We start from the raw sequence: 17,197 nt of genomic DNA, 5'->3' as shown, positions 1-17,197 counted from the left end.
CTCTACCGCCGTGCTACCACGAGACTACGAAACGGACCAAGGCAACGTATGGATCCGAAACCCCGTCGCGGAAGATATCTCCGCGATCATCAATCTCCACCGTCGCTGCTTCCCGCTCATGGTCGCTGCCGACGGGGCGTGGGAGGTCTCCGAACTCAAGTCGCATCTCGACCTCTTCGAGGATGGCCAGTTGGTGGCCGAGATTGACGGGAAGATCGTGGGGGTGGCCTCATCGTTGATCGTCAACATGGGGCGTGATCCGTTGCGCAAGCACACCTACTACGGCATCACGGATGACGGTTACTTTTACAATCATGACCCGCAGGGAGACACGCTGTATGGCGCGGAGGTTTATGTGGATCCCGAGATGCGCGGCCGGGGGATCGGCAAGGCGCTGTATGAGGCGCGACGTGACCTGTGCCGCCGGCTGAATCTGCGTCGCATCCTGGCGGGGGGACGACTGGCGAACTACGTGGACCACGCGAGTCGATTGACGCCGGAGGAGTATGTCTGGCAGGTGCAGGAAGGGAAGATCAAGGACCCGGTCCTGGGCTTTCAGATCGCGCAAGGGTTCGCGGTGAGGGGGGTGATGCCGAACTACATCCGGGATCCGAGATCAAAGGACTATGCGTCACTGATCGAGTGGTTGAATCCTGACTACCAGCCTCAGGAGCAGGGTGGTGCGAAAGTGCGGATTGCTTGCGTGCAGTATCAGATGCGTCGACTGGATGGGTTCGATGATTTCGCCCAGCAGGTGCGCTATTTCGTCGAGACGGCGGGGGAGGATTATGGTGCGGAGTTCGTGCTGTTCCCCGAGTTTCTCAGTGTCCAGCTCCTGAGTGGTCTGCCGCCGATGGGTTCGCGCGAGGGGATCAGGAAATTGGCGGAATACACTGACCAATTCGTGGAACTGATGGCGACCCTGGCGAGGGAGCAGGGACTCTACCTGATCGCGGGTTCGCATCCGGTGGCGCAGTCGGATGGTCGGCTGCTCAATACGGCGATGGTCTTCCGGCCGGACGGGAGTTTCGTGTCCCAGCCGAAACTTCACATCACCCCGTCGGAACGGACGTGGTGGGGTATTTCCGGAGGGGATTCTCTGGTGGTGGTGCAGACGCCCAAGGCGCGGATCGGGATCCTCATCTGCTACGATGTCGAATTCCCGGAAGCCGCCCGCTACCTCGCGGACCGCGGGGTTGAGATCCTTTTCGTGCCGTATTGCACCGACAATCGACAGGGGCACATGCGGGTCAGCACCTGTGCGGCGGCGAGGGCCATTGAAAACCAGATCTATGTTGCTACGGCAGGCGTCGTAGGAAATCTGCCGGATGTGCCGGCGATGGACATCCACTACGGGCGGGCGTCGGTTTTCACCCCGTGTGACTTCGAGTTCGCCCGCGACGGCATCCATGCGCAGGCGGATGCGAATGTGGAAACGATGCTGGTGACGGACCTGGACATCTCGGATCTGTATCGCTCCCGCTCCAGCGGGGCGGTGACTCCGATCAGTGATCGCAGAACGGATTTGTTCGAGTTCAACCACAAGCTCTCGAACGAGATGATCGGGCGGGGAGTGGAAGAGGGAACGATCGAGGAGGAATGAGGGAGCCAGGTCAGCTTGGTTTGCGGTCCCTTACTTCAAAGATGCCGGAGGATCCTTTCCGGAGCTCGAAGAGGTGGCTTCGCTCGAGAAGGTCGCTCAGGCGGGAGAAACCGTAGTTGCGGGGAAGGAAGTCGGGCCAGGCATTCCGCACTTTGGATCCGAGGGGGCCGAGGCGAGCCCAGCCATCGTCGTCCGAGATGTCGGCGATGGTTTCACGGATGGCCTTGATCAGTCCGGCGTTGCCATTGAACTGCTTCATGAGCTCGGTCCGACGTTTCTCCAGACGTTGTTCCGGGTTTTCGGTCTTGTTCGTGGACTTGCTCGCGTTCTGGGAATCCAGATACACGAAGGTGGTGCAGGCGTTGCGGAAGGGGGCGGGCGTCTTGCGTGCGCCGAAACCGTACACGTCGAGGCCGTCTTCGCGGATGCGGGACGCGAGTCGGGTGAAGTCGCTGTCGCTGGTCACAAGGCAGAATGCATCGAAGCGACCCGTGTAGAGCAGGTCCATGGCATCGATGATCATGGCGCTGTCGGTCGAATTCTTCCGGGTCGTGTGGGCGAATTGCTGGATGGGCTGGATCGCGTATTCCGGCAGATCTTTCTTCCAGCCTTTGAGCTGGTCGGTGGTCCAGTCGCCATAAATCCGGCGAACGAAGGCGGTGCCGAATTTCGCGATCTCTCCGAACAGGTCGGCGACCTGCTTTGGAGAGGCGTTGTCGGCGTCGATGAGGACGGCAAGTTTCTGCTGATTCTCGCTCATCGGCTTCGAGGGTGGATCAGGGTGGGTTTCAATTGTCGACCAGGGCGAACTTCAGCTCGGCTTCCGAGGCGGTTTCGCCATTGACGAGGCATCGGCACTTGGCGGTGCCGATGGAGCCACGGGACTTGGTCATTTCGGCCTGAATGTAGAGCGCATCGCCGGGCAGGACCGGGCGACGCCACTTCACTTTGTCGGCGCTCATGAAGTAGCCGATCTTGCCGGCGTTCTCGGGTTTGCGAAGCATGAGGACGGACGACACCTGGGCCATCGCCTCGAGCTGCAGCACACCGGGCATGATCGGGTGATCCGGGAAGTGGCCGGGGAAGAAGGGTTCGTTCATGGTCACGTTCTTCAGTCCGGTGCACTTGTTGTCGCCCTCGAAGTCGACGATGCGGTCGACGAGCAGGAAGGGGTGACGGTGGGGAAGGAGCTTCATGATATCGTTGATATCGAGAATGGCTTCGCCTTGTGGGATTTCGAATGGCGCCGCAAGGGAGCGCATCCGCGAATATTCCTTCTTGAGGGTTGCGGCGAGCTGGGTGTTCGGGCCGTGGCCGGGTTTCACCGCGATCACGTGGCCAAGGATCCGCTTTCCGCAAAGCATCAGGTCGCCGATCAGGTCGAGCGCCTTGTGGCGGGCGAATTCGTTGTCGAACCGGACCGGCTCTTTCGACATGACCTGATCGCCTCGAACGACGACGGCATTCTCGAGTGAGCCCCCTTTGATCAGTCCCTTGTCGAGCAGGGGCTTCACGTCTTCGTAGTAGACGAAGGTGCGGGCGCGGGCGATTTCGCGTTCGTAGATCTCAGGAGTGACCTCGGATGAGAAGTATTGGGCGAAGCGGCCGTCGGGGCCGACGTTGGTCACCGAGACTCGGAAGGTCTTGCACGGGACGATGGTGAGGAGCGATCCGTCGCCGCACTCCAGGTGGATGGGTTCGCGGATCTCCCAAGTCTTTCGGGGGGCATCCTGAGCGACGATGCCGGCCTTCTTGATGAGTTCGACGAATGGCTGCGCCGAACCATCTCCGATCGGTGGTTCGTTGGCGTCCATTTCGACGATGGCGTTGTCGACGCCCATTCCGGTCAGTGCGGAGATGACGTGCTCGACGGTGTGCACTTTGACCGAGCCTTCGGCCAAGGTGGTGGCGCGTTCGACCGTCTGGACTTTTTCGACATCGGCATCGATGAAAGGTTGGTCCGGGATGTCGACCCGGCGGAATTTGAAGCCGTGGTCTTCAGGAGCTGGTTTGAGGGTCAGCGTCACCTTCTCGCCGGTGTGGAGGGAGGTTCCTTCGAGGGTGGCAGCGGCGGCCAGGGTGTGTTGCGCGTCGGCGGGCATGCGGGAAAGAGACCAGAGTTCAGAATCCGGATGCCAGACAAAAGCGTGACGAATCCTGTATGTCAGGCGACGCTCGCGGAGTGTCGACGCAACTGGACTTCACCGTGATCGATGAGACCGCGGAGTGGATCGTGGTCGAGAAGCCGGCTCCGTTGGTGGTTCATCCGACGGGGGAGAAGGATGAGCCGACCCTTCTGGGTGGATTGCAGGCATTGCTGGCTTGTGAGTTGGCGGGAGGCGGGACCTTGTCGATCCTAACGAGGCTCGACCGCGAGACGAGCGGAGTGGTGTTGGTGGCCAAAACGCGACCTGTGGCTCACGCGCTGTCCCTTCAATTCGAGAAGCGGGAGGTGAGGAAGGAGTATCTGGCCATGGTTCATGGTTGGCCTGAATGGGAGCAAACGGTCTGCAATCGACCAATCCTAAGAACCGGTGAGGTTCAAGAGTGCCCGATCTGGGTTCGGCAGCGTGTTCATCCCGAGGGAAAGCCCTGCACAACGGGATTTCGGGTCGAGGATCGTTTCCAGAGGCCGGAGGGGAGGTTCTCGAGCATTCGATGTTTTCCGGAATCTGGGCGGATGCACCAGATTCGGGTGCATCTGGAGGCGCTGGGTCACCCGATCGTCGGGGACAAGATTTATGGTGGCGGTGGGGAAGCCTACTTGGAGCAGGTGCGAGGTGAACTGAGTGAGGATTCGGTGGCGAGGATGATTTTGCCCCGACAAGCACTCCACTGCACTGAGTTGAGCGTGCGTTGGGCCGGGGAGTGGCGGGTCTGGAAGTCGCCGAGGCCTTCCGAATTCGCTCGGTTTTCGTCCGGTAGCCCCGTAGGGGTCTGGCATGGCTGACTTGGGAGCAATTTGCCAATTTCTCGAACAATCCCTGAAGACTTCTGAAATCGCGGACTACTCGGGGGCCGTCAATGGGCTTCAACTGGAGAATCCGGGTCCGGTCACCAAGGTTGCAGCAGCCGTGGACGCTTCCTTGCCTGTGATCGAAAAAGCGATCGCTGCAGGTGCGGACCTGATGCTCGTGCACCATGGGCTTTTCTGGCAGGGCGCCCAACCGATGACCGGGGCAAACTATCGAAAAATCAAGGCTGCCATGGACGCCGGGATGGCGATCTATTCGTCACACCTCCCTCTGGACGTTCATCCGGAATGGGGAAACAACGTTGGTTTGGCGCGTGCGATGGGTTTGGCCGATTGGCAGCCTTTCATGGACTGGAAGGGAATGGCCATGGGTTTGAGGGCGGAGGTGGATTGGTCGAGGGACGAGTTGGTGGAGCGGGTCAAGAATGCAGTCGGGGCCAGAGTCCATCACTGCCCGGGAGGTCCGGAGCGCATAGGATCCGTAGGAATCGTTACCGGAGGCGCGGGTTCTCAGGTGGCTGATGCGGCGGCGGCCGGCGTGGAAGCTTTCGTCACCGGTGAGGGGCCTCATTGGAGCTACCCGTTGGCTGAAGAACTGGGAATCAATCTGGTCTATGGAGGTCACTACGCGACGGAAACCTTCGGGGTGAAAGCCTTGGCTGAGGAATTGGCGAGGACTTTCCAGCTCGAGTGGGAGTTTGTGGATCATCCGACCGGATTGTGATCGATCTGCATCCTGAGGGAGGGATGCATGCAGCCCAATTATGTGCCACGGCCTGCGATTTCCCGCGGATGCGACCATTTTTTCGCAGAGAGCAGTTCAAACGAACGGTCTTTTTAGAGTGAAAATCGTAAAAAATGGAGCGGGTGATGGGAATCGAACCCACGTATCGAGCTTGGGAAGCTCGCGTTCTACCATTGAACTACACCCGCTTTCTGTGTGGCGCGGCGCTGGCCTACGTTCGGTGGATGGGCAATGCAATCCCAAAATGTGATGGGCTCGAGGCGCGCAAACCTTGATAAATTCTAGGAAAAAAGCCTTGCCGGGGGGTGGATCAGATTGATAGCAATCATCACGCAGACGCGGGTATAGCTTAGTGGTAAAGCTCTAGCCTTCCAAGCTAGCTATGCGGGTTCGATTCCCGCTACCCGCTCCACGCCCTTTTCTTAACCCTATATTGTCATGAAAAACACTCTACGATTCGCTCTCGGAGTACTGGTTCTTGGAATCAGTTCGAATGCGGTTTTGGCCGATACGGACTGTCTCAAGCTTTCAGTGGAAGTGAAGCACGCGGCCACCGCGAAGCCAGAAGCTGTTCTTGAGTTGGTCGAACGCCAGGTTTCGGCAAACCCCTCCTGCGCGTGCGAGATCGTGAAGGCGGCAATCGAAGCCACCAAGGCAGATGCGAAGACAGTCGCAGCAATTGTCGAGACCGTTGCCCAGGTTGTCCCGGACCAAATGCGGCTCGTGTCACAATGCGCTGTGGCGGTTGCTCCGGACGCACTCACCGAAGTCCAAATGGTGATGGCCCGACTTGAGCCCGGCCAAGGTGAGTCCGATTACAGCGGCAAGAGTGCCAAGAGCCCGAAGGCTCCTGTCGACGTGAAGCCCGCTTGGAATCCGCTGGATTTCCCCGGTCAGGGCATTGGCCCGAATCCTGGTGGCCCCGGTGGTTATCCATGGATGCCACCCACGGTCATCCCTCCAGGCGGTGGTCCTCCAATCATCCTACCAGGACTTCCACCCGTTATCGAGCCGCCGGTTGCGACCCCAACCGATTTTGACATGACACCTGTGCCCCGCTGAGTGACTCAGGAATCCATTCACCCCAGCAAATCATGAAATCAAAAATTTTCACCCTCTTGGCCGCTGCGGCAGCCGTTTCTTCGGCGTCCGCCGCCGAGGGTCTTTACTACGTTGGTTCCGAGGCTCAGGAAAGCCTGCCCTTGAAGTGGACCGTCGGAACCAATCTCACTTGGGATGACAATCCAACTCCCACCTCGGGAACGATCATCAACCCAGCAACGGGTTTGCCATTCAAGGACGACTCGGTGCTGAGCTTGGGTGGCTACGCAGGCCTCTCGTTCGTCAACATTTCTCCGCAGTCGACCCTGGATGTCTACGCACGCGTCGGGGCGATTTACTACTTTGACAAGCCGGCAGCCCAGCAGGACGACTGGACTCCCGAAGTGCGGGTTGGAGTAAATTGGACTCGACGTTTCACCGAACGTCTGCGTTTTAGCACTCGTAATTTCTTCGCCTATGAGATGGAGCCGAATTACGCTTATGGCTTCGCGACAACCCGCCAGACAGATCCGTATCTCTACTGGCAGACTAACAACTCGATCGGTTACCGCTGGACGGAGCGTTTCGCCACCTACACGGGTTTCAGTATCACGGGTCTTGACTACGACAACACCGTTCGCAATTCGGATCGTTTGACTCTCGGGCTCTATCAGCAGTTCCGTTACCAGTTGAATCCTCGTTCGGTGCTCACTTTTGAGTATCGCTACAGCCAGACGGAAGCTGACGGACTTGCAGCTGATTCATCGTCGCATTACCTCCTCGCTGGTATTGAGCATCGCTTCAGCCCGAATACGATCCTGATCGCCCGGGCTGGTGCACAGATTCGTCGTTCCGATGCAGTCTTCGGTTCAGATGGAACGAATCCGTTCGTGGAACTCGCGTTGCGCTCACAGATCAATTCGCAGTTCTCGGTTCGGGCATTTGCCCGCTACTCCGCGGAGGTTTACGATACAACCCGGACCGTTGCGACCCTTGGTGGTGCCGGCCTGTATGACTTCGACGACCGCCGGACACTCCGCCTTGGTATTAGCTCGGAGTATTCGATTTCTCCAATGTTCTCGCTCTTCGGAGGTATCGACTACATCCCTGCATCGTTTGACGATGGCCGCCTCGTAGGAGTAACTGCAGGAGCCCCTGCCTTGACGGCTGGCGGAATCGATGAGGATATTTGGAACGCGTACGTCGGAGTCTCAGTGAAATTCACTGACTACCTCTACGGCACTCTTTCCTACAACTACACCGACAGCACCTCTGACTTCATCGGTTACAACTACGACCGGAACCGAGTCAGTCTGGGTCTCCGTGCTGAATTCTGAGAAGCGGATGCTTCACTGAATTTTCACAAGAAAAGGATACTCAACACCTGAGCTTCCATACTATCTACTTCTCCCGCAATGGTGATCCATTGCGGGAGTTTTTCGTTTGAAAAGGACGAAAGCCCGGTGAATAAGACTTCTCCCAAGCGCATCCATGAATCCTCAAGAATCCAATCCTTCGGAAGCCTCCCTGCACGCCATCGATTACTGGCAGGTGATCAAGAACCGTTACGGCATTATCCTGCTCACTTTTCTGCTCGTCTTCATGACGGCTCTGGTCATCACCTATGTGACGCCAAAGAAGTATCAATCGACTGCCACCATGCAGGTGCGGCCCCGTGTTGCTTCGGTGGAGGTGCTTCCTGGTGTGGTTTCTGGCAGCGCAGGGGGAATGACCCAATCGTTCTTCCCGACCGAGTTCGAGGTCATCAAGTCGCAGAAGACCCTGGACCTCGTGATCGACGATCTCAATCTCACCAACCATTGGGGCAAGGATCGCGAAACGGTGAGGCGTACTCTACGAGGAATCATCGATGCTCAGAATATCCGTGGCACGGACCTGATCGAAGTTCGAGTCAGGGCGGGTAGTGCTTCGGACGCACGGATGATCGCTGAGCGGGTCGCAACGGCCTACAGGATGCGCCGGACCGAACTTGAGAATCAGCGGTCTGACCAAGCTCTCGTTGAATTGCGGGATGCAGTGCTCGCCCAAGAGGACCTAGTTGAGGAGAAGCGGAAAGTCCTTACCCAACTGATCCGAAATGAGAAGGTGATGTATACGCCCTCAGGATCAGGCATGGGTCAACTCGGTGGATACACACCTGAGCAGGAGGCTCAGGATGCGGCGCGCCGCTATGCAGACCTCGAGGCGGAAAAGATCAAGTTGGAGAGTCAGATCGAAACCTTGCTTCGCTACGACGGTGACCAGTTGATGACCTACGCGGCGGGACTCAATCTCCCGGAGAACATCATCAAGTCCCTGCACCCGCAGTTTCTGGAAGCAAAACGCCAATTGGATGCCTTGGCACTTGGTGGATTGGGAGAAAATCACCCGAATGTGAAGCAACAGAAGGAGATTTTGGCGGGTTTACGCCGGGATTTGGATCAAGGGGTTGTGGCTCTGCGCGAAACCCTGCTGGCGCAGCTTGAACTCATCAAGGAGCAGTCCCGCCGTCTTAAGATCGAGTCGGATGAGCAGGAGGAAGAAGCCATTACTTCGGGAATCGCCCGCCATAGTTTCGAGGATGCCCGGACGGATTTCGAAACTTCGCAACGCCTGCTTGAACAGCTCAAGATCAAGCAGATCGGTGAGGAAATGCAGCGGCGGATTTCGGAGGACCCGATCATCGTTCACGCCGACCCGGTGGAGTCGCAGGTGCCGGTCAGTCCCAATGTGAAGCTGAATCTGGCGCTGGGCGCCGTCGTGGGCCTTGTGTTCGGTGTGGGTATCGCCTTCTTCCTCGAGTATCTCGACACCTCGGTGAAGACGCTGGAAGACGTTGAGCGCTACCTTCAGGTTCCGGTTCTCGCGGTCATTCCGAAGGATGTCGGGGTTCTCTACAAGCAGAGCGGCATGAGCCCCGATGCCGAGGCCTATCGAATTTTACGAACGAACATCGAGTTCAATCGCAAGAATCCAGAAGACAACGCGATCACTGTCGTGTCTGGTGGTGCGGGTGAAGGTAAGTCCACCACGCTGGTGAACCTGGCGTACATCTGTGCTCAGGGTGGCTACACGACCTTGATGATCGATGCTGACCTTCGGCGCCCAAGGCTTCACACCTTCTTTGACATCAACAACTCGGTGGGTTTGACCAACTACCTGACGACCGACCTGATGCTTGAGGATGTGATCCTCCAAACGCCGGTGGACAACCTGTATTTCATGCCGTCCGGGATCCTTCCTGCGGATGCAGCTGGAATCCTGAACTCACGCCGGATGTCGGAGTTGATCCAGGATGTGAAGCAGCGCTTCGACCTCGTTCTCATCGACTCGCCGCCGATCTTGGGTGTCAGTGATGCTTCGGTGCTGGCAAGTGAGGTCGACCTTACGATGATTGTCGTTCAACACCGGAAGCTGCCGCGTAACATGCTGATGCGTGTGAAGTCCGCGGTTGAAGGGGTTGGCGGGCATGTGATCGGCGTGGTGCTGAACAATGTGGACGTACGCAGCGATAGCCAGTATCAATATTACACCAGCTACTACACCTACTACGCCCCGACGGAGAATGTTCCGGCTGCGTCACCGAGAAAGACCGAAGAACCGTCTAAGGGCGCTTCCAAGGCAACGGGCTCAGCTACTCAGGACGACCTCTACTGAGCTGGTTTGCCAGACGGGACGAACCCAACGACCTCAAATTCATGAAAACCTTACTCCTACTTCTGCTCACTTTGATTCCGATGATTTCCTCAGCCCAGAGCACGATTCGGGCAGGGCGAGCGATCGAGATCCGCATCCAAGGCGTTCCTACCGAGGAGATGGCCCGGGTGAACAACACCTACCCGGTTTCGGATGGTGGTTTCATTCGGATGCCCTTCATCGGTTCCGTGAAGGCTGCTGGCCTGACCGGCAACTCTTTGGCTCAGAGCATTGAATCCCGCTACCGCTCGGCCAAGATCTACACCAATCCAACGATTCAGGTGATCACCAGCGATGGTGATTCGATCGAGCAATTCGTGGTGACCGTCGGTGGCTTTGTCAGGGCTCCTGGCCCCAAACCGTTCAATCGAGGGCTGACTCTGTACAGCGCCGTGCAGTCTGCAGGTGGAGCCACCGAATTCGGCAGCATGTATCGGGTGAAATTGATTCGAAACGGGAGGCTCCGACAGGTGGACCTCACCAAGACCGAAAACAAGACGATCCTCGTGCAGCCGAATGACACCATCGAAGTTCCGCAAAAGAACCTTCTTGGTCGGTAGTTCATCCGATTCCGATTTGGACGAATGAAAAGCATCGCTCGGCTTGTTCTTGGGGTCTTCGTCGGCGGCATTGGCCTTGCCGGACCGGTTCTTGGTCAGGTTGAGCCCCCCGTGGAACTCGTTGCAGGTCTCTCTGCGGAGTCGTATCCGGAGCGGGTTGCAGCTGAGAATGCGCTTCGTCAATGGGCGATGGAGCAAGGCGAGGCGGCATGGCCGTGGTTGTTGGCACGTTCGAAAGGTGACCCCTCTCCCGAGGTCCAGGAGCGATCGCTTTCGGTCCTGAAAGCATCGGTGCTCAGGTCGCTTTCCGACCAGCGTCCTGGCTTCGTCGGGATCACGATGGCTCCGACAGATGTCGAGTTGGGTGACGAAGAAGGTTTCGGCATTCAAATCCGCATGGTGAGTCCCGATTCTCCTGCGGAGAAAGCGGGTCTTTTGCCTCAGGATGTGGTGACGGAGCTCAATGGAGAGGGTTGGGATGGTCTGGATGCGGCGGATTCTTTCGCCGCGAGAGTGGGCAAGATGGCACCAGGGACCCGGATCACGCTGGGGATCCTCAGGGCCGGTGAGAAGCAGGAGGTGGAGCTGGAGCTCGGTGCGAGACCTTGGTCTGCTGGAGAGTATGGCGAGCAACGTCGCATGTTCATGCAGCGGGGCGGAGGATTGATGTTTGTGCCGAACGACGAGGAGACCGCCCGTGACAAGGCATTTCAGGAGTGGCTCGATGCACGGGACCTGGAAGCGGCAGACGCGGTGGAGTCTGCTGCGGACTGAGTCGAGGTGGGTGTGGTCTTGCTCCGGTGTTGACGGAGCTTTTCGTTCGACATCCCTAGGGGGTGTGCGACCCTTCCGACCCAAATTTCATCCCGATGCAAGGTAAGTTGATAAAGACGATCAAGTGCAAGGCTGCGGCGGTTGCAGTGTTGTGTGCTGCGAGTACACAGGTTGCCTGCGGACAGCAGGCAGACTTCAACCAAGTGGGATGCCAAATGGCGATCATGCTTCAGAACAGTCACTTCGACCGTTCGAGGCAGCCGTTCAAGGAACTCAGCGACGACTTTCTCGCCACCTACCTCCGCGATCTGGACTACGGGCGCGTCTACTTCACCCAGTCGGACATCGATCGGTTTGACAAGGAGTACGGGGACCGCCTGTCCCAGATGTTGCTTGAGAAGGACAGTATGAGAGCCGCTCTCGATATCTATAAGACCTTCGTTGAGCGAGTTGAGAAGCGGGTTGCGGATGGGCAGGAGATGCTGAAGAACGATGCATTCGACTTCACCAAGGAGGAGAGTGTGATGAGGTCGAGGAAGGAGGCTGCGTGGCCGAAGGATGAAGCCGAAGCCACCGAACTCTGGCGCAAGCAGATCAAGGAAGCGCTCCTATCCGAGACGCTGCGTCGCGAGATGGTGGTGAAGCTCGCCAAGGAGCAGAACAAGGAAGACCTTTTCAAGGATGAGCGGGACCCGAAGGAGAAGATCCTGCTTCGCTATGAGCGCTTCCTCCACAGTGTCAAGGATGTGGACGATGCGGACATCGCGGCCTACTTCCTCAGTGCGGTGGCCAAGACCTTTGATCCTCATACCGACTACCTGAGCTTTCGTCAGATGGAGCGTTTCCGTGATGGAATGAGGAACCAGCTCGTGGGAATCGGCGCGCTGCTGCAGGCCGAAGAAGACGGTGCCACAAAGATCATGGGTATTGTTGTTGGTGGTCCGGCCGACCGTGCCGGCGAACTGAAGCTGAATGATCGAGTGGTGGCAGTGGATCCTCTCAACAGCGGGCGACCCGAGGATCTCGTCGACATCATGTTCATGAAGATCGACAAGGTGGTCGAACTCATCCGGGGAAAGGAGAATACGGAGGTCCGCCTGAAGGTCGAGCCTGCTGGTGGTTTGCCAGGGGAAACGACCATGGTGGTGATCAAGCGCGGCAAGGTTGAACTCAAGGATGAACAAGCGTCCGCGGAGTTGATTGAACGGACGGGGCCGGATGGCTCCAAGCAGCGGATTGGCGTGATCACGCTTCCTTCATTCTATGCCGATTTCGACGGAGGGACGACGCGGTGCTCGCTGGATATTGAAAAGCTGCTTCGTCGTCTGATGGTCGAAAAGATCGATGGACTGATCCTCGACTTGCGCAGCAACGGGGGTGGAGCCTTGGAAGAGGTGCGGAGGATGACCGGTTTCTTCACGAAGCGCCAGCCGGTGGTGCAGGTGAAGAATACGCTGGGTCAGGTGCAAGTGAAGGAGTCGGAGAACCGCCGGCCGATCTATGACGGCCCGATGGTGGTGATGACTGACAAAAGCAGCGCCTCGGCCAGTGAGATCTTGGCTGGAGCGCTTCAGGACGAGAACCGCGCGGTGATCGTCGGTGAGTCCTCGACCTTCGGAAAGGGAACGGTGCAACAGCCGATGGACATCGGGCGTCAGATGCCTTTCTTCGCCGATCGGGAAAAGGCGGGCAACCTGAAGGTGACGATCCAGAAGTTCTACCGGCCCTCCGGGTCCTCGACCCAGAATCTGGGTGTGGTGCCGGACGTGATTCTTCCCAGCCTCACCGACGCGTTGGAGATTGGCGAAAGCTATCTCGATCATGCGCTGGATCACGACATCATCCGACCTGCTCCCGGGTTCGACCCACTGCCCAAGGCAAACCTGTTCCTTCCCCGCTTGAAGGAGCTCAGCAGTGAGCGTTTGGATAAATCCAAAGACTTCGCCTACATCATCGAAGACGTTTCCAAGGAGCGCAGCCGTCGCCGTGAGAATCAGGTTTCCCTGAACCTCGAGAAGCGTCGAACCGAGTTGGAAGACGCAGATGAGCGCCAGCGTGTGCGCAACGAGGAGCGCCGCAAGCGCTTCGCTGAGGTTGCCAAGCGCGACGCCAGCCAAATGAAGTTCTACGAGCTCAGTTTGGACGCTGTGGAAGCTCAGGCCCCGCTCAAGCAAGTGGATCCTTCCGACGAGAAAAGCGACTACATGCGCCGCGCGAAGGACAAGACCGCAGAACTCGACACGACGCCGGAGTGGCCGAGCCGCCTTGACCCATTCAAACGGGAGGCTCTTGCGGTCACCGCGGATCTCGTCGAGATCACCCGGAACGCCAAGATGGCGGGCATGCTCAAGTCTTCGGAGTCTCGCTGATGAACACTTCTGCCGATCGTTTGGTCGGCATCCAGGATCGGATTCGGAACGCTTGTGAGCGTGCTGGACGGGATGCTTCGGATGTCTGCCTCCTCGCGGTCTCGAAGCGGTTTCCACCGGCCATGATCGAGCCGGTTGTGGCCGCCGGACAGTTGGACCTTGGTGAAAGCCGACAGCAGGAGGCTGCTGAGAAGGTGGCGGTGATGTCACCCGACATTCGCTGGCACTTCATCGGAAAGCTCCAGCGAAACAAGGCACGTAAGGTGTTGGAGGATTTCGAGGTGATTCACAGTGTGGACTCACTCAAGCTGGCAGGGCACCTGAATCGAATCGCTGGCGAGCTTGGAAAGCGTCCGAAGGTTTACTTCGAGGTGAATCAAGCAGGCGAAGAGAGGAAGGGAGGCTTCCCGGAAGAGGAGTTTCGACGGGTGTTTGGAGAACTTATGGCGCTTGAGCACCTCGAAGTGCTCGGACTGATGACCATTCCGCCACAGGTCGATTCCGCTGAGTTGGTGAGGCCATGGTTTGCGAAGCTCAGGAACTTGAGGGATCAACTCGCAGCAGAACACAGATGTTCTCTGCCAGGGCTGAGCATGGGGATGAGTCACGACTTCGAAATCGCGGTCGAGGAAGGATCCACTGTGGTCCGAGTGGGATCTGCCATTTTCGGGCAACGCCCGAGCGAAGTATGAGTGAAGATATGACGATTGCGGTCGTGGGGAACGAACTCGCCATTGCCTTTGGTGACGGCTCCGAAGTATTTCTGGCTCTCGACCTCCTGCGGCGCGCCTGCCCGTGCGCTGCCTGTCAGGGAGAACCCGACGCGATGGGGCGGGTGATCCGTCCCGACGTGCACATCGGTGAATTCGGTTTCGAGTTGCGGAGGATGGAAAAGGTCGGTGGTTATGCCCTCCAGCTATTCTGGGGCGATGGCCACTCGACCGGCATCTACAGCTTTGACTATCTGAAGCGGCTGGCTGCGGCTCAGTCGTCGTAACCGTCGGCAGTTGCTGACGTCGCCGGTTCCTCGCTTCCCATGCCGCTGTCGGTGGGAAGAATCTCGTTCACGAGGCGGTCGATGCCGGATTGGGCCATCTCACTGCGCGGGTAGATCGAGCGGGCCTTGAGATACCATGACAGGGCGGAACCCACTTGTTTGTCGCGGCGGTCTTCCAAGGTGCGTGCCCGATCGAGGGCCTTGGTGAAGTCTGCGACTTCGGGAGCGAGCTGCTCGAGTTGGCGGCCCAGCTTCGGGTCGTCCGGGAATTCCTCGCGCAGGGTGGCGAGTTGCTCCCACGCAGCGTAGGATTGCCCCATTTTCGAGAACTCGGTGGCTTTCTCAAGTGCGCCATCGATACGGAAGATGTTGGTGATGATCTGCTTGAAGGCGTCTTCGCGGATTTCATCTCCCTGAATGGCCGGGGCGATCTCATACTGGCGTTTGAAGATCTCCCGGTAGTTGTTCTCGCTGAGCAGGCGGTCGAAGTCGTTTTTGGCGCGCACGAGGCTACCTCCCTGCGCGACGAGTTGATCAAACTCGGCGAGTTTCGGGTTCTGCGGCCAGACCTCCATGGCCTTCTGGATCTCGGCCGCCGCCTTGTCGTTGTCGCCGTTAGCGGCCGCAAGTTTGGCAGAGTCGATGTGCATGTTGCTGACCCGGGTGTAGGTCGCAATGGCGGCTCGGGCCTTGGTGGCATCGAAGTCGCCGGCTTCCTCGGTCAGCTTGTCGACCAGTTGGCTGGCGGTGGCGTAGTCCTTGGAATCGATCGCGGCGATGAGCTTGTAGGATTCCCTGACGAAAAGCAGTACCCGGCGTTTCTCTTCGCGTGGGAGAGTCTGGATGGCGGGCATGAATTCACCCACCATGTAGGACTCACTCAGGCGCTTGGCGGCGCTCTCCAACTCGCCCCGTTCAGAGAGGAACTTGAATGCCTCGACACCCTTGTTGACGTCGCGGATGGCTTCACTGGCCAAGGAGTCCAGCGCGGCGACCGTGGGGCTGGTGCCGAAGGTTTCGCTGATCATCTTGGAAACGTCCGACTTCTTGTCGATGCGTAGCTTGTTGTCTCCGTCGGTGAAGATCTGATGGTAGAAACGAGCTGCCATCATGACGTGCTCGAACCGACGTTGGACGAAGAACTGAATCATCAGCGCCTGGTATTGGACCTTCGCTTGGACCAATTGCACTTCGTTCTTGGCGGTGTTCGTTTTCTTGAGTGCTTCGATCTCAGCCACGCGGCGAATGGCATCTTTGTACTCGAGGGACTGGGTGCCACGCCCCGGATTCTGGGCAGGCTGACGATTGGTGGCCTGACGGTTTCCTCCGCCGTTGTTTCCGCCACCGCCACCGCCACCTTGAGGACCTTGGCGCAAGGCGGGATCGGTTTCCTGAGCGGCTTTCCAGTCGTACTTGCGCACCAAGCGTTGCTTCTCGCCCTCCATCGCTTCGTTGAGCGCGCGAGTGGAGTTGACGTCCTTTTTCGCGAGGACCGCAGCGTAGATGGCTTGAGAGAGTGAGTCGCAGAGTTTGGCGTCGCCCGGGAAACTGGATGCACGAGGAAGCAGTTTGACCGCAGCGGCGAAGTCAGGGCCTCCGGGGTGGTGGGGGGAGACAAAGTCGAGGATCTCCTCGATCGTGTCGCGATACTCCTGAGCGGCCTCGGAATCGTCCTCAGGCTCGTTCAGATAGCGTTCGAAGCGGGCGGCCATCAAGCGGTTGTCGGTGGCAGCCCAGGTGCTTCCATTCCAAGAAACCATCTCACTATTGGGATCCATGAAGGGCAACTCACTGCCGAGGAAGGGAGAGTCGTTCTTCTTTTCAGGCTGACGCTGAATGACCGTGTCGCCGCCTCCAGAGTCAGAACCACGTGTCGAGCCGCCGTCGGATGGTGGTGGCGTATAGACTTGGGCCGATGCGATGCCAGCGAGGAGAAAAAGGGGAGCGATGCGGTTGGCAATCATGATGAAAGGGCGTGTTTGGGTTTAGAGCCGGGTGATCTCCTCGGCTACAGCGATGCCGCCTTGGCGGAAGCGGACTTTGAATGCGTAGGTTTGCTCGCGCTCGATATTGACGGCGGAAAGGTTGGGTGGGATCTCGATCGCGAGGAAGTCCGGGCCGCTTCCTTCGTCCACCTTGAGAGAAATCACCTGCCCCATGTCGGGCGTCCAGCGTAGCTTCTCATCGATCTTTCCTTCGACCACGTATTGGTTGCCCCGCAGGGAATTGGCGTTCTCGGTGACAGCCCGCATTTCAAGGCTGGTGCCTGAGATGGGTTTGCCACTTTTTCCGCCGAGGACGAGCTTTCCTCCGAAGAAGGCTACAGCAAGGGCGGCGGCGACTCCGATGAGGAGGCCGGGTTTGGGTCCAGAACTAGCGCGACGTGCCATGGTAGATTGGTGAGAAGACAGTGTTTCAGAGGAATGCCAAGAATCAAG

At 58.2% G+C, this 17,197-nt stretch carries 15 protein-coding genes and 2 tRNA genes; 12 read left to right on the top strand and 5 right to left on the bottom strand.

Features of this window, described 5'->3' with window-relative positions; genetic code table 11:
- Nucleotides 1-10 precede the first annotated feature (10 nt).
- Nucleotides 11-1,603, top strand: a complete 1,593-nt coding sequence (locus JIN81_RS16155; RefSeq protein ID WP_200282272.1) for a GNAT family N-acetyltransferase — start codon at nt 11-13, stop codon at nt 1,601-1,603.
- A gap of 10 nt (nt 1,604-1,613) precedes the next feature.
- On the opposite strand, the gene JIN81_RS16150 is transcribed toward JIN81_RS16155, so the two are convergent.
- Both JIN81_RS16150 and JIN81_RS16145 read right to left on the bottom strand, forming a co-directional pair.
- Nucleotides 1,614-2,363: an NYN domain-containing protein gene (locus tag JIN81_RS16150; protein ID WP_200282271.1), complete on the bottom strand. Its 750-nt coding sequence runs from the start codon at nt 2,361-2,363 to the stop codon at nt 1,614-1,616.
- A gap of 28 nt (nt 2,364-2,391) precedes the next feature.
- A complete protein-coding gene (locus JIN81_RS16145) occupies nt 2,392-3,705 on the bottom strand; it encodes a bifunctional UDP-3-O-[3-hydroxymyristoyl] N-acetylglucosamine deacetylase/3-hydroxyacyl-ACP dehydratase (protein ID WP_200282269.1) in 1,314 nt (437 codons plus the stop codon).
- Between the two features lie 80 nt (nt 3,706-3,785).
- Between JIN81_RS16145 and JIN81_RS16140 the strand changes: the two genes are divergently transcribed.
- Together JIN81_RS16140 and JIN81_RS16135 are read left to right on the top strand one after the other, a co-directional pair.
- Nucleotides 3,786-4,553, top strand: coding sequence for an RluA family pseudouridine synthase (locus JIN81_RS16140; RefSeq protein ID WP_200282267.1), 768 nt, complete (start codon nt 3,786-3,788; stop codon nt 4,551-4,553).
- On the top strand, nt 4,546-5,301 hold the full coding sequence (locus JIN81_RS16135) for a Nif3-like dinuclear metal center hexameric protein (RefSeq protein ID WP_200282264.1): 756 nt from the start codon (nt 4,546-4,548) through the stop codon (nt 5,299-5,301). The genes JIN81_RS16140 and JIN81_RS16135 overlap by 8 nt, the downstream gene beginning before the upstream one ends.
- Nucleotides 5,302-5,436: 135 nt before the next feature.
- Here the strand turns inward: JIN81_RS16135 and JIN81_RS16130 are convergent.
- A tRNA-Gly gene (locus JIN81_RS16130) sits at nt 5,437-5,510 on the bottom strand.
- Between the two features lie 150 nt (nt 5,511-5,660).
- Between JIN81_RS16130 and JIN81_RS16125 the strand changes: the two genes are divergently transcribed.
- The 9 genes from JIN81_RS16125 (at nt 5,661) to JIN81_RS16085 (ending at nt 14,759) form a co-directional block, all read left to right on the top strand.
- Nucleotides 5,661-5,734: transfer RNA gene (locus JIN81_RS16125), tRNA-Gly, on the top strand.
- 26 nt (nt 5,735-5,760) lie between these two features.
- The gene (locus JIN81_RS16120) at nt 5,761-6,384 is read left to right on the top strand and encodes a hypothetical protein (RefSeq protein WP_200282255.1); all 624 of its coding nucleotides are present in this window, start codon (nt 5,761-5,763) and stop codon (nt 6,382-6,384) included.
- Between the two features lie 32 nt (nt 6,385-6,416).
- Complete coding sequence (locus tag JIN81_RS16115) at nt 6,417-7,700, top strand: porin family protein (RefSeq protein ID WP_200282251.1); 1,284 nt, start codon at nt 6,417-6,419, stop codon at nt 7,698-7,700.
- Between the two features lie 154 nt (nt 7,701-7,854).
- The gene (locus tag JIN81_RS16110) at nt 7,855-10,020 is read left to right on the top strand and encodes a GumC family protein (RefSeq protein WP_200282248.1); all 2,166 of its coding nucleotides are present in this window, start codon (nt 7,855-7,857) and stop codon (nt 10,018-10,020) included.
- Nucleotides 10,021-10,061: 41 nt separating this feature from the next.
- Nucleotides 10,062-10,619: a polysaccharide biosynthesis/export family protein gene (locus JIN81_RS16105; protein WP_200282245.1), complete on the top strand. Its 558-nt coding sequence runs from the start codon at nt 10,062-10,064 to the stop codon at nt 10,617-10,619.
- Between the two features lie 24 nt (nt 10,620-10,643).
- Nucleotides 10,644-11,393 (top strand): PDZ domain-containing protein, encoded by a 750-nt coding sequence (locus JIN81_RS16100; protein WP_200282242.1) that lies wholly within the window; start codon nt 10,644-10,646, stop codon nt 11,391-11,393.
- 224 nt (nt 11,394-11,617) lie between these two features.
- Nucleotides 11,618-13,762 carry a carboxy terminal-processing peptidase gene (locus JIN81_RS16095; RefSeq protein WP_234045089.1) on the top strand — a complete coding sequence of 715 codons (2,145 nt, stop codon included), beginning with the start codon at nt 11,618-11,620 and terminating at the stop codon, nt 13,760-13,762.
- Nucleotides 13,762-14,454, top strand: a complete 693-nt coding sequence (locus JIN81_RS16090; RefSeq protein WP_200282238.1) for a YggS family pyridoxal phosphate-dependent enzyme — start codon at nt 13,762-13,764, stop codon at nt 14,452-14,454. The genes JIN81_RS16095 and JIN81_RS16090 overlap by 1 nt, the downstream gene beginning before the upstream one ends.
- Nucleotides 14,451-14,759, top strand: a complete 309-nt coding sequence (locus JIN81_RS16085) for a gamma-butyrobetaine hydroxylase-like domain-containing protein (protein WP_234045087.1) — start codon at nt 14,451-14,453, stop codon at nt 14,757-14,759. The genes JIN81_RS16090 and JIN81_RS16085 overlap by 4 nt, the downstream gene beginning before the upstream one ends.
- On the opposite strand, the gene JIN81_RS16080 is transcribed toward JIN81_RS16085, so the two are convergent.
- Entirely contained in the window at nt 14,747-16,723 is a 1,977-nt protein-coding gene (locus JIN81_RS16080; protein ID WP_200282236.1) for a hypothetical protein, read from the bottom strand. The two genes, JIN81_RS16085 and JIN81_RS16080, sit on opposite strands and share 13 nt — an antisense overlap.
- Before the next feature lie 21 nt (nt 16,724-16,744).
- Nucleotides 16,745-17,149: a hypothetical protein gene (locus JIN81_RS16075; RefSeq protein ID WP_200282234.1), complete on the bottom strand. Its 405-nt coding sequence runs from the start codon at nt 17,147-17,149 to the stop codon at nt 16,745-16,747.
- Between the last annotated feature and the right edge of the window lie 48 nt (nt 17,150-17,197).

Origin of the sequence: Haloferula rosea (assembly GCF_016595525.1) — a bacterium.
Lineage (GTDB): Bacteria > Verrucomicrobiota > Verrucomicrobiia > Verrucomicrobiales > Akkermansiaceae > Haloferula > Haloferula rosea.
Note: the sequence above shows the minus strand (reverse complement) of the source record. Positions and strands in the feature narration are given on the sequence as shown.

Excerpts from the sequence above, each read along its gene's own strand:
- JIN81_RS16150 (WP_200282271.1), bottom strand. The coding sequence starts at position 2,363 with ATGAGCGAGAATCAGCAGAAACTTGCCGTCCTCATCGACGCCGACAAC.
- JIN81_RS16145 (WP_200282269.1), bottom strand. The coding sequence starts at position 3,705 with ATGCCCGCCGACGCGCAACACACCCTGGCCGCCGCTGCCACCCTCGAA.
- JIN81_RS16135 (WP_200282264.1), top strand. The coding sequence starts at position 4,546 with ATGGCTGACTTGGGAGCAATTTGCCAATTTCTCGAACAATCCCTGAAG.
- JIN81_RS16120 (WP_200282255.1), top strand. The coding sequence starts at position 5,761 with ATGAAAAACACTCTACGATTCGCTCTCGGAGTACTGGTTCTTGGAATC.
- JIN81_RS16115 (WP_200282251.1), top strand. The coding sequence starts at position 6,417 with ATGAAATCAAAAATTTTCACCCTCTTGGCCGCTGCGGCAGCCGTTTCT.
- JIN81_RS16110 (WP_200282248.1), top strand. The coding sequence starts at position 7,855 with ATGAATCCTCAAGAATCCAATCCTTCGGAAGCCTCCCTGCACGCCATC.
- JIN81_RS16105 (WP_200282245.1), top strand. The coding sequence starts at position 10,062 with ATGAAAACCTTACTCCTACTTCTGCTCACTTTGATTCCGATGATTTCC.
- JIN81_RS16100 (WP_200282242.1), top strand. The coding sequence starts at position 10,644 with ATGAAAAGCATCGCTCGGCTTGTTCTTGGGGTCTTCGTCGGCGGCATT.
- JIN81_RS16095 (WP_234045089.1), top strand. The coding sequence starts at position 11,618 with ATGCTTCAGAACAGTCACTTCGACCGTTCGAGGCAGCCGTTCAAGGAA.
- JIN81_RS16090 (WP_200282238.1), top strand. The coding sequence starts at position 13,762 with ATGAACACTTCTGCCGATCGTTTGGTCGGCATCCAGGATCGGATTCGG.
- JIN81_RS16085 (WP_234045087.1), top strand. The coding sequence starts at position 14,451 with ATGAGTGAAGATATGACGATTGCGGTCGTGGGGAACGAACTCGCCATT.
- JIN81_RS16080 (WP_200282236.1), bottom strand. The coding sequence starts at position 16,723 with ATGATTGCCAACCGCATCGCTCCCCTTTTTCTCCTCGCTGGCATCGCA.
- JIN81_RS16075 (WP_200282234.1), bottom strand. The coding sequence starts at position 17,149 with ATGGCACGTCGCGCTAGTTCTGGACCCAAACCCGGCCTCCTCATCGGA.